This is a genomic window from Candidatus Merdisoma sp. JLR.KK006 (genome assembly GCF_036941035.1).
Lineage (GTDB): Bacteria > Bacillota > Clostridia > Lachnospirales > Lachnospiraceae > Laedolimicola.
The window spans coordinates 23275-35540 of the sequence record NZ_JAYMNS010000020.1 but is presented as its reverse complement, the minus strand read 5'-3'; the positions used below and the strand labels follow the sequence as shown (position 1 = coordinate 35540).

Below are 12266 nucleotides of genomic sequence, written 5' to 3'. Positions count from 1 at the left end.
CTATGTCTGTTGATTTTCAGCACAGCGAAACAAGAGAAAACCTGATGAGGGCCTTTGCAGGTGAAAGTCAGGCCCGTAACCGTTACACCTTTGCAGCGGAGGAAGCTAAGAGACAGAAGCTTCCTGTAATCGAAAAGCTGTTTACCTTCACAGCCAATCAGGAAAAAGAACATGCAGAAATCTTCTACAATCACTTAAAGCCTCTGGCCGGCACAACTATCGAAGTTGACGGCGGCTATCCCATTGATCTCTATCCCAGTATGGCAGAGCTTCTCAGGGCCGCTCAGCATAATGAATATGAAGAGCACGATCCAATTTACAAAGCTTTTGGTGACAAAGCCAAGGAGGAAGGCTTCCTAGCAATCGCTTCATCCTTTTATGGAATTGCAGATATTGAAAAGATTCACGGAGATCGTTTCTGCGCCTTTGCAAAACTAATGGAAGACAATGCGCTGTTTTCCTCTGACAAGCAGGAGGCCTGGATCTGCCTGAACTGCGGCCATATCCACATGGGCCCCATGGCTCCGGCTGTCTGCCCCATCTGCCACAAGGAACAGGGCTTCTTCCTTCGCCTTTCCATGATGCCTGTAACTTTGCAGAATTAATAATCTTGAAATAGCGGAAAAATCCTCTTATAATGAAATAATAGAAATCAGGAAACAGCAGTGCCTGAATAATCCTCAGATAGATTTACAGACCCATGGTCTTGCGATCGGAAATTTATCTAAGCAAATGAAGATTGTTCAAGCACTGCGGAACTTAAGATAGGAGGATCGAAATCTATGACACCAAAGAAGCAATATTATGAAAATACGGCCAAAACCATTATTTCCAACTTGGAAAAGCGCCAGATGAAGGGCTGGTACTGCGAAGACAGTGCTGCTGCTGTGAAAAAAGTTTTGGAGCTGCTCCCTGAGCAGGCATCTGTTACCTGGGGCGGAACTATGACCATGGAGGAATGCGGCCTGATGGATGCCTTAAAGAAGGGAAATTATACTTTGATTGACCGATTTGCAGGTAAGACCCCCCAGGAGAAAAAGGAGATTTATGCAAAAGTCGTCTGTGCTGATTACTTTTTTATGAGCACCAATGCCATTACTTTGGACGGCGAGCTTGTGAATGTAGACGGTGCCGGAAACCGGGTTGCCTGTCTTAGTTCCGGCCCGGACAATGTCATTATACTGGCTGGCATGAATAAGGTTGCAGCTTCCGTGGAGGAAGGCCATGATCGTGTTCGCAATACTGCCGCTCCCATCAATGCACTGCGGCTGAACAAGAAGACCCCCTGCGCCGTTACCGGAAGGTGTTCCAACTGTCAGTCTCCTGACTGTATCTGCAGTCAGATTGTCATTACAAGAAGATCACACATCCCCGGCAGGATTCAAGTAATTTTGATTGGAGAGGAACTGGGATATTAGTAAAAACAGGGCTGTAACAAATCAGAGCTGCAATACTCCTGCAGCTCTGATTTGGGTACAGCCCTGTTTTTATTGCTTTTCTATTCTTCTGGTTTTGTTTTCTGCTTACGTCTCACAAAATAAACACTTCCGAATGCTCCGGCTGCTACGGCTGCTCCCACTAAGCACCATACAACAGGTCCTGCGCCGATACCGCCTGTTCTTCCAGACTTGGTATTCTGCCTGCCCAGAGGTGTAACATTTGCACTGTTGGGCGTTTCCTCATCTATACTGTCATCTCCTGCCGGAAGCTGATCTGCCTGTATACCTGATGTGGATTTTGGAGGTTCCGCAGGATCCTTAGCTGTACCGGTTTGATTTCCGGAGGATGCAGGGGGATTTGCTGTTCCAGAATGCTGCGACGCCATAGTCACAGTAAAGTTTAGATCATAGGCGAGATAATTGGCAGTCTCTGTCACCGGCACTGTAACTACCGCCGATTTTCCCTCTTTACCCTCATCATCTGTCAGCTTGCAGGATAATACCGTCTTGGCGATGGTTGGAGTTTCCGCAAAAATTTTATCCGGATCTGACACTCGAATATCTCCCAGCTTATAACCCTCCGGAAGCATGGAGAAAAGGCTGAAAACCGCCGTGCCGCCGGATTCCATAGAAGTACTGCCCGTTTTTGTCCCTTTATATTCTGCCTTATCAATGGTAAAAGATGCCTCCACCGCCGAACTCCAGGTATAATTGCCGCCGCTGCGAGGTCTGGCAGCCACCCTTCCGGTTCCCGCATTCCTGTTATTGCTAACTGACAATTCATAGTCAGATGCTTCCAATACATCTGTTCCATTTGCCACAGTTACTGTTGGCACTACTGCGCGGCCGGTGTAGCTGTAGTTTCCTGACACCTTCATGGCCGGGGTGATTGTCTGGGGCAGAATCTCACAGGGCACCTCCATCTGATTGCTGCCCAGCTCATAGTTATTTGCTGCTGCCCCGCTTAGAGTAAGGTTTGCCGTCATTCTCTGCTGCCCGTTTACATTGGGATCTGTATAACCTTCCGGCACTGCCTTAACGTCAAGCCTGTTGGCATCTTCCGCCAAAACATTGTTAAGAACTAATTGACCGGAAGCAGTTCCTCCTGACCTTGTTCTGTCATAGGTCTTACTCACCTTATAGCTTCCTTCTGATACAGTAACGACACGTTTTTTTACATCTACTGTTCCTTCACACACCAATTCATTGGTATAAGTATGCCCGCCGATGGTGCCGTTGTATAATACATGAAATCTCTGACCGCTGCCCACTCCCGGCGTTCCGCTTTCCTGTAATGTAAAATGCCCTGGAGCACTGTCACTTCCTGCACCCAGTTTCGCTGTAATGGAACCGATTCTCACAATCTCTGACCAGGAGTCACCATAAACCGCATCTGTTTTAATTGTCACCGCATTTGCCGCCGAAGCCCGCTCATTACCTGCCATAAATTGTAGAGCGCTGCGATCTCCGGGGTTGATTTTCAGATTGTTTCCTGTAAAGACAATCGTATAATTAGGGTTCTCCGTATCAGTCAAAGTGCCCTGAAGGATAGAATAAGTTCCCACTTCTTCGCCGGATGTCCGGGCCAGTCTGCCAGACAAGGGATATCCCTCTATAACATTAGAGTATGTATAAGTCCATTCCGGATCCGGATCCCCGTAGGTTTTGCTTTTTGCCTCCGCCTGAACGGTCACGGGCCTTCGATTCACCTTCACCCTGACGGAAACATCTTCCACCGGAGGATACTGAGGATTCTCCGGTGTAAAAACCGCCTGCAGAGTATTCGTACCTGCATTTCCGTAGAAGGTCACTCCGTCAGCCCATGTAAAGGTGCCTGAAACTGCCTCCTTCTTCTCATTTACGGCAGAGCCTCCTATGAGCGCTCCATTATCTACAGCATCACCAAAGGTTACTTCTGCAGTCGGAGGGGTAACTGTCAGCTTCAGCTTATCCGGATCCTGATATTGATAAGGAGAAAGCTCAAGAATATCTCCGAAAATACCCGACTGCCCCCTGCCATATTCATATGTAATGGCATCTTTTCCTTGATTCAGGGAAAAGGTGTAGCCGTCCCTTGCGGATCCTTCTGTTCCTGCCAGAAATAATTGATCCGGCGCTCCAACTGCCTGTGTGCTGCAGTTGGCCACATCCACCAGATAATTATTTCCTTCCAGGGTGACGATGTTCCACATATAGCTGCCTTCGCCCACTCCCCCTGATACGGCTCCCTCCACTGTATAGCATGCCGCATTCTGAAATTCGGACATATCGCATAAATACTGGAAAGCGTCTGCATAACCCTCATATGCCGCATTTGTGTTTCTGTCGCCGTCAAACACCCATATAAACTGCCACGGAGCCTCACAGGACACCGAATCATCATCATAGATACTCTCGTCATAGGAAACAAGATTATTGATTTCTTTCACATAGCCCTTCAGTTTCTTGTAATCGGATGCCTTCTCGTATTTTTCTACAATAGCCTGGGCGTTTTCTGCAGACTTTTGTGCCGCCTTCGCTTTCTGAGTATCTATCGTATACAGATCGGAATCCTGATATTCTGGCAGCACAGCCAGGGAAACTGTCATGGAACGTACTTTACCATCATCTTCCACAGGCCACTCACCATAATATTCTTTTCCATACCAATAGAAATCGCCGGGATAATCTTGCAAAAGATCGGACATAATCCCATCAAGCATTTCCGTGATTTCTTCCGACGAATTCCAAAGAGAAGTAAAACCACTCATATTTACAATTGTAGATATTCTTTTGCCTGCGGCAATTCCTTTTGCCGCAGATTTTAATGCATTATAAATCCTCTTTTCGTCGGCTGTCAGGTTTTCCCCGCCTGCGGTCTCATAATCGGAGCTGCCAGTTCTGCCGGCTGCCATTGCTGCCAACGTCCAATAATTGGTGCCTCCTGTAACCAATGCCGCCGTCAAAACCGCTAAAAAAACACTTTTGAGCCTGCATTTCCATTTTTTCATCATTTTGATTCTCCATTGTAAAAACAAGTCCATCTGCCAGATGCAGAGCTAAGGGTTCCATATAAAATACGCAAAAGCATTGTATAATTATAGTATAACACAATATTTCTATGGCACAAGCACCTTAAAGATACTTTAATTGCCGATTTCTGTCCTAAGCTCATAATTGTTGTATACCCGAAAGGCCAATTGTTCTTCTCCGGTTAATGACATAGGAAACTGAATTGTGTCTCCTTTATCCCACAGCTTTAAGCTGCCGTAAGTCTCTCCCCCGTCCAGACTGTAATCATAATACATCACCCTGCTTTCCCGCTCCACACCATGAAGCGTGATCAGCCACCTTCCGTCTCCTTGCTGTTCCTTTCTGTACCACACTTCTTCCGGCGGTGTGGTATCCGGGCGGACTACAGAAGACGGAATTGTCTCATCTATAGTCGGGAGCTCTGAAAGTATCTTCCCCTTTTCCAAGCCGTAATACGCTGCAAGTCCTGCCCCGTCTCGCCGCCCAAGAGCTTTCAGGGCATCTGTTGTATTCATTCGTGCCCAATCGGAATCCTCATCCATATAGCCATGCTCTACGATCAGCGCCGGGATTCCCAGACTTTTGCATTCACGGATAATGCCATAATAGTCCGCTCCCTTGCTTCCCAATCTGGTCTTTACTCCCTTTGAGACAAAGCCATAGTCTGTAAGCTGGTTCAGAATGCTCTCTCCCACCCCTGCACCTCTGGCATAAAAATGATCAAAGGCTGACACAAAGACCTCAGACCCATAAAAATTATGCTCCAAAGATGCATTTAAATGAAGGCTTACCAGAAGATCTCCTCCTACGGATTCTGCATAAGCCGCTCTCTCTTTTAAAGTCAGCGCCCGATCTGTATTCCTGGTCATAAAAATCTCTACATTCCCATACTGAGATAGTTCTTCTTTCATAGCTTTTGCAATCTCCAAAGTCAGATATTTCTCATAGGTATCCCGGTAAATAGCTCCAAGCTCCTGCTCATCCTTCAATCCCGGGCCTCCATGACCCGGATCCAGTACAATCCGAAGCTTGGGCGCCATATCCGGATCTACCTCCTCATCCTCCGCATTTGGAATGGTATCCGGCTCCTTTGGTACTTCCGGTTCCTGTGATTCCATTTCCTCTGATTCCGTGTCCTCTGGCTCTGCTTCCTTCTGAGCTTCGGCCAAAGCGGCTGCTTTTTCTCTCTCCTGTTCTGAAAAAGCCTCCTGGCAGACCGCTTCCGCCTTTTTTGCATACGCCAAAATGACAGGCCCAGTAATTTCACCAGACCTGTCGTTTCTGTCTATCACTATCCATGCTACCGCTCCCATACTGATGCTGATTATCAGCATGGACAGAACCATCAGCAGGACTTTTCCTGCCGTTCTCCTTCTCCGTCTTCTTCGTCGTCTCATTACTCTACTCATTTCGTATCGCTGCCAGGGCACTCAGACGCATGGCTCTAAGAGCCGGAAACAAACCTGCCAGCATTCCCATAAATACTGCAAATATCATAGCCAGAAGCACAAGATAAATGGGGATATAGGAAATTCCGGAAGCATAACTGGCTTTTGTGACAAAATTAATAATGGCCGATATTCCATAACTCAGCATCAATCCCACAATTCCTCCAATCAGGCCGATGAACCCCGCTTCTGCCAGAAACATATTCCGAATAGCACCCATATCGCAGCCCAACACCTTCATAACGCCAATCTCCTTGGTTCGTTCATAGATGGACATCATCATGGTGTTGGCAATACCGATGGCTGCCACAAAGAAGGACACTGCTCCAATGCCGCCAAGAGCCATCTGAATGGATCTGGACTGCTCCTGCACCTGATTCATCCACTCCACATTGCTTTCCGCCTGAAAACCAAGTGCCCGAATCTGGTCCTGTACATCTGTTACATAATTCATATCATCCACACGGATATACGCCTGATTATAATAAATTTCTTTATAGGGCTTTCCCGACTTGTTGGTAGGCTGCCCCGGTATTACCTTTCCCTTGAATACCTTTTTTAATTGGGCCTTAAGCGCCTCCACATCGCAGAGAATGCTGTTGGCATTTTCTCCCCATTCCTCCGGGCCTCCGTCCATCAGGCCGCAGGCAGGCACCATATATTTCTTGGGAGCCGGTATGGGATTACCGTTCTCATCCGTTCCGCCGTATTGAGATTCATAGTAGGCATCCGTATCAAAAATCACAAACATGGGTGTATTCATTAGATCCACATCTGCCAGCACGTTATTCTCCGGATGCTCATAATCATAATTCTCGTAGTAAGGGTTCATACCTGTCTTTGTGTTATAAAAGTCCGTAATCACCGTATTTCCATAGAAAAACTGCAGCTCTCCGCCCTCTTCCGGAAGGCTTCCCTCTTTCACATCCAGATCCATTTTTTCCAGAGCTTCTCTGCTCATGCCGCGAATGGAAGCGCTGTTCTCCCACACGCCCTGACGCAGCAAAACCCATGTGCTGAGCACGGGAGATGCTATCTCCACATGCTCCATATGGGAAAACTGTTCAATGGCAGCATCATCAATTCGAACCGGTTCCTGGCTGTCGCTGTCACTGCCGCCATCCGCAGAAACTGCCACTTCGCCGCCATAATAGCTGTAGCCGCCGCCCTCGTTGGAATAAACCGTAATCGTAGTAAGACCGCCATACTGTTCGATTTGTTCCATGCTGGTTTTATTAAGGCCCAGACCCAGAGAAATCATAACCACTATGGATGCCGTTCCAATAACTACACCAAGAACGGTCAGAATCGTCCGAAGCTTTCGGCGCCAAAGGCTGCTAAGGCTCATTTTGAGCAAATCTGCTACACTCATAGACCGTTCCTCTTCTCTGACCTCCGCTTCTTCCACTTCTTCCACGGACTTAGCTTTTCTGTTTCCCCATCACTTTCTTCGTACCCGGAGCGTCCTTCCGGACCGTCTTCACTCAGTTCCTCCAGATCATCCTCCAACTCCTGAAGCTCCTGAGCTTTTTTCTTCTTCTTTCTGCGGATTACAACAAATATAATAATGCCGATAACAACCAGCACTGCCGGCACGATCACCCACCAGATTTTAAAGCCGCCCTGCTGATCCATCATATCCTCACCGTACATATCATCCATCATCATGTCATCCGAGAAATACATCTCATTAACAAACAGAGTCATTTCTTTTTCAATGGTGGTTGCTTCTCCTGCCTCGTCCTCAAAGGTAATCTCTATCTTTACAATGCCGTCATCCATGGTAGCTGCGGCGCCTGACAGATATGCGTCCACGTTGGCTGTTGCGCCTGGTTCAATATTGCCCAGATATGTATCACCGCCGCTGACAGAATCTGATATAAACTTTATGCTTGTATTGTAAAGCTTTGTCTTTCCGATATTGTAGACGCTGAACATAACGTTGGCTTCGTTACCTACATCAATGGAATCGGGCATTACCTCAATGCTGCTGATATCCACACGGGCCTCCTGGCGAACCGGGATGGATACGCTGGCTGTATTTTCATAGGCATGAACGCTCTCGTCCTCGTAATTCATCTTTACATTCACCACATAGGGCTTCTGGGCCAAATCGGACCGGGCCTCCATCTCCATGGAAATGTCCTTGGTGGCCCCTGCTGCAATCCGATCTACAAAGATGGTGCTGGAACCCGCTGTGGGAAGAAATGCTGCCGCTACATAGGTAGTGTCTGTGCTCTCACTGGCTGCCTGAATATCGAAAAGCATATTCTGAACTGCCGTTGATTTGGAGGTATTCTGCATGTGCAGGGTCAAGGTAAAGGTCTCACCTGCACGTACTTCCTCCGGATCTGTGGTGAAGCCTGTGACAATTACACGGGGAGTGGAGGCTGTTCCGTCTGCGGATGTACCTGTAGTTCCCTTTACATTTACGTAGGTGGTCAGATTCACGGTGGTCAGGGTGTGATCGTCATTCTCAAAGGTTACATCAAAAACAACGGGACGATAGCCTCCTGGTGCATCCTTTCTGGTTCTTAAAATCCATGTCAGCTCTCTGCGGCGCTCCATATCGTCTCCCCCGTCATCTGTACCGGGAAGACGGTCAATGGTCTGGGTGTAATTGGATGTCTCGATCTCAAAGGGCCATTTACTGGCATCGTCGCTGATCTGAGGGGTTACTACTACATTTTTGACACGGGTACGGCCCATATTGACTATAGGAAGTACTACGCTTACCTGGGCTCCGCCGTTGGCTACCGGAGTGATCCAGTTGCCGCCTACCATGATGTTGTTGTTTGTGGTGGTGGGCTCAGGTTCTGGTTCGGGCTCGGGTTCTGGTTCCGGGTCAGGATCTTTTATTGTAAAAGTTTCAAACTTTGCAGCAGTTTCCGTTACAATATCTTGTATAATGCTTTTTGAAGTAATTGTTGAATCGTTTATCAATGCAATTGCTTCATCTCTTGTTGCCTCTGCTATTTCTTTTTTTCCTACTGCTTCAATCTGCTTTTGTTTCGTAAGATACTTCTGTTTAATTTGCGAAACAGCAGTCCTTTTGTCTTCCTCATTTGCCGTATCATCCTCATTCTTTGGCGATACACCTGGGCCTCCTGCACCTTCCCCACCTGGCAATTGACTACTCGCCTCCACCGCTATCGGCTCCCACAGCATCCCAATCGCCGGAACCGTCAACATACCGCACAGCGCAAGCGCCAGTCCTCGTTTTATCAATCCCAATCTTCTCATAATGTCTCTACCTCCCCGTTCTTCCGGTTGTCCTCAATTTTCACAATTTTTCCGTCTATAATATGAAAAATCCGATCCGCAAAACCGGCCAGATGATTATCATGCGTTACCATCACCAGCGTCTGATTCTGCTCCCGTACAATCTTTTTCATCAGCTCCATAACCTCTGCCGAAGTATTGGAGTCCAGATTACCTGTGGGCTCATCCGCAAAAATAATCTCCGGATCCACCACCAGCGCTCTTGCCACGCCCACACGCTGCTGCTGTCCTCCGGACATCTCATTGGGCTTGTGAGTCTTATGCTTGCGCAGTCCTACCAGATCCAGCATCTTGTCTGCCTTATCAAGCCGCACCTTCTTTGGAACGCCCCGAAAGGTCAGCGGCAGAGCCACATTTTCCTTCGCATTCATTGTCCCCAGAAGATTAAAGGATTGAAAAATAAAACCCACATGTTCCCGGCGGAACCTTACCAGCTGGTTCTCATTCATCCGCTCCAGATGCTCCCCTGATATAATCACCTCGCCCTTAGTGGGTTTCTCAAGACCAGCCAGCATATTCAGCATGGTAGATTTACCCGAACCGGAAGTACCCACTATGGAGCAAAACTCTCCTCTATAAATCTCTAAATCCACACCGTTCAGGGCTCTGACTTTGTTTTTTCCCACTCGGTAAATTTTATACAAATTCTTTACCTGAATCACAGGCTCTCTTTCCTGTGCCATAATATTCCCCTTTTGCCTCCAGTTACTAGTAGTCCGTATCGGAAATCCTTGTGCATATTTCTGAGGATATTTTTCCGAGAGTGCAGGTCAAAAAACGCAGACGTAGTGGTGCTACGGCGAGGCTTTTTGACCTGTGCTATCGGAGAAATAGACCGGAAATATGCACAAGGATTTCCGGTACGGACTACTAGAAGCCATTTCTCTATAAGCTAATTTCTATCTTCTTCTGATTTCCACCGCATAAGCCAAATACATATATCAAAATCAGCTCATTATTCGCAGAAATCAACCAAATATACCATATCTACATAATACATCCCTAGTATAGCACAACTGTTTTGAAAATACTATTTAAGAATTCCTTAAAACCATGGCATATACAGGAATCACCCTCACTTTAAATTTTTTGATATCATAGGAATTGGAAAACGGAGTCGTCTTCCTATGAAGTCTTCGAAATCAAAAGAGGAGCCTGTAAAATAAATAATTCTCTTTTTTATTTCTCACATTTTTTCTAAATCTATAACCCAAAGTTATATTCTAATACATCTCTCACGGATAGGCAGGTATCAGCCATTAAGGTACACTCTTACATATTTACATATCCAGCGGGTACTTATCTGTCAAGCTCTTTACCAGAGCCTTTGCCTTTTCTGTGGCTGCTTCACCCTCTTTGATCATCATGGCTACCGCTTCCGCCACAATCTCCATATCTGCTTCCTTCAATCCTCTGGCTGTTACTGCCGGTGTTCCGATGCGAACTCCGCTGGTAACAAATGCAGACTTGGGATCATTGGGAATGGTATTCTTGTTGGCAGTAATATTGGCAGCATCCAGAAGATGTTCCACTTCCTTGCCTGTCAAATCAAAGGGAGTCAGATCTACAAGCATCAGATGATTATCTGTTCCTCCAGATACAATCTTTATGCCCCGATCCATTAATCCCTTACAAAGAGCCTGCGCATTCTTTACAATCTGCTGCTGATACTCCTTATACTCCGGTGTCAGCGCTTCGGCAAAGCAAACTGCCTTAGCCGCAATCACATGCATCAAAGGACCGCCCTGGATTCCCGGAAATACAGCTTTGTTGAAGTTGAACTTCTTTGCTGTCTCCGCATCGGACATAATCATACCGCCTCTGGGTCCCCGAAGGGTCTTATGAGTAGTTGTTGTAGTTACATGCGCATAGGGAATGGGACTTGGATGAAGTCCTGCTGCCACCAAACCTGCAATATGAGCAATATCTACCATCAGATAAGCGCCTGCCTCGTCCGCAATCTCCCGAAACCGCTTAAAGTCAATGGTTCTGGCATAAGCGCTTGCTCCTGCAATGATAAGCTTCGGCTTGCACTCCAGAGCCAGACGGCGAATCTCCTCATAATCCAGCACACCGTCATCATTCACCCCATAGGGCACTACCTTAAAATACTTTCCGGAAAAGTTGGCAGGGCTTCCGTGTGTCAGATGTCCGCCATGAGCCAGATTCTGCCCCATAATGGTATCTCCCGGTTCCAGCATGGCAAATTCAACTGCCATATTCGCCTGAGCACCGGAATGGGGCTGCACATTTACATACTCACAGCCAAAGATCTTTTTCGCACGCTCAATGGCCAAATCTTCTACCATATCCACGCACTCACAGCCGCCGTAGTAGCGCTTTCCAGAATAACCTTCCGCATATTTATTGGTTAAAGGACTTCCCATAGCTGCCATAACAGCTTTGGATACCCAGTTTTCCGATGCAATCAATTCAATGTGGCTGTTCTGACGATCCATCTCCGCCCGGATGGCTGCAGCCACTTCACTGTCCACTGCTTTTACTTCATCAAAAGAATACATAGAGTTCCTCCTACTTTTGCTTTTCTGCGCCTTTCATTTGTCTTTCTGCAACGTACATTTGTCTTTTTAACACATGCTTCATTATATGCGAGACGATACAAAAAAGCAAGTACTTTTTTACTGTACCTTCAAGAAAAGCATCTTGAAATCGAATGAGCTTTACACTTCTCAAGCCATTTGGTATAATACAGCTGCAAATACTTGGCAAAATATTATACCAGCATAACAGAAGGCAGGTGATCATATGCTATCCGGTATTATACTCTGCTATCTATTTTTTATAAATGTTCTTGGTTTTATTCTTATGGGTCTGGATAAGTACAAAGCCCGCAGCAGAAAATGGCGCATACCGGAAAGAACGCTGTTTCTCGCCGCAATCCTGGGCGGCAGTGTCGGCTCTATCCTTGGTATGCAGATTTTCCGGCATAAAACAAGGCATACCGCCTTTGTCATCGGTATGCCCTGCATTTTAATCATCCAGATAATCCTGGCTATTCTTTTTCTGCACTACCTATCTACGGTAGCTGCATTCTTTGTCGTTTTTACATAATCAATATATATAT

At 46.7% G+C, this 12266-nt stretch carries 9 protein-coding genes; 3 read left to right on the top strand and 6 right to left on the bottom strand.

Annotated elements, in window-relative coordinates; genetic code table 11:
• The first annotated feature begins 2 nt into the window (after window positions 1-2).
• Window positions 3-605 carry a rubrerythrin family protein gene (locus tag VSQ61_RS14915; RefSeq protein WP_334345188.1) on the top strand — a complete coding sequence of 201 codons (603 nt, stop codon included), beginning with the start codon at window positions 3-5 and terminating at the stop codon, window positions 603-605.
• 177 nt (window positions 606-782) lie between these two features.
• Window positions 783-1418 (top strand): lactate utilization protein, encoded by a 636-nt coding sequence (locus VSQ61_RS14910; protein ID WP_334345187.1) that lies wholly within the window; start codon window positions 783-785, stop codon window positions 1416-1418.
• Window positions 1419-1498: 80 nt separating this feature from the next.
• On the opposite strand, the gene VSQ61_RS14905 is transcribed toward VSQ61_RS14910, so the two are convergent.
• From VSQ61_RS14905 to glyA, 6 genes are all read right to left on the bottom strand, one after another.
• The gene (locus VSQ61_RS14905; RefSeq protein ID WP_334345186.1) at window positions 1499-4432 is read right to left on the bottom strand and encodes an MBG domain-containing protein; all 2934 of its coding nucleotides are present in this window, start codon (window positions 4430-4432) and stop codon (window positions 1499-1501) included.
• Between the two features lie 132 nt (window positions 4433-4564).
• On the bottom strand, window positions 4565-5848 hold the full coding sequence (locus VSQ61_RS14900; protein WP_334345185.1) for an N-acetylmuramoyl-L-alanine amidase: 1284 nt from the start codon (window positions 5846-5848) through the stop codon (window positions 4565-4567).
• A gap of 4 nt (window positions 5849-5852) precedes the next feature.
• A complete protein-coding gene (locus tag VSQ61_RS14895) occupies window positions 5853-7271 on the bottom strand; it encodes an ABC transporter permease (protein ID WP_334345184.1) in 1419 nt (472 codons plus the stop codon).
• Window positions 7268-9142: a COG1361 S-layer family protein gene (locus VSQ61_RS14890; RefSeq protein WP_334345183.1), complete on the bottom strand. Its 1875-nt coding sequence runs from the start codon at window positions 9140-9142 to the stop codon at window positions 7268-7270. Before VSQ61_RS14890 ends, VSQ61_RS14895 begins: the two co-directional genes overlap by 4 nt.
• Window positions 9139-9864 carry an ABC transporter ATP-binding protein gene (locus VSQ61_RS14885; protein WP_334345182.1) on the bottom strand — a complete coding sequence of 242 codons (726 nt, stop codon included), beginning with the start codon at window positions 9862-9864 and terminating at the stop codon, window positions 9139-9141. Before VSQ61_RS14885 ends, VSQ61_RS14890 begins: the two co-directional genes overlap by 4 nt.
• Before the next feature lie 597 nt (window positions 9865-10461).
• Window positions 10462-11703: a serine hydroxymethyltransferase gene (gene glyA / locus VSQ61_RS14880; RefSeq protein WP_334345181.1), complete on the bottom strand. Its 1242-nt coding sequence runs from the start codon at window positions 11701-11703 to the stop codon at window positions 10462-10464.
• A 244-nt stretch (window positions 11704-11947) separates the two neighbouring features.
• Between glyA and VSQ61_RS14875 the strand changes: the two genes are divergently transcribed.
• Complete coding sequence (locus tag VSQ61_RS14875) at window positions 11948-12253, top strand: DUF1294 domain-containing protein (RefSeq protein ID WP_334345180.1); 306 nt, start codon at window positions 11948-11950, stop codon at window positions 12251-12253.
• Window positions 12254-12266: the final 13 nt, after the last annotated feature.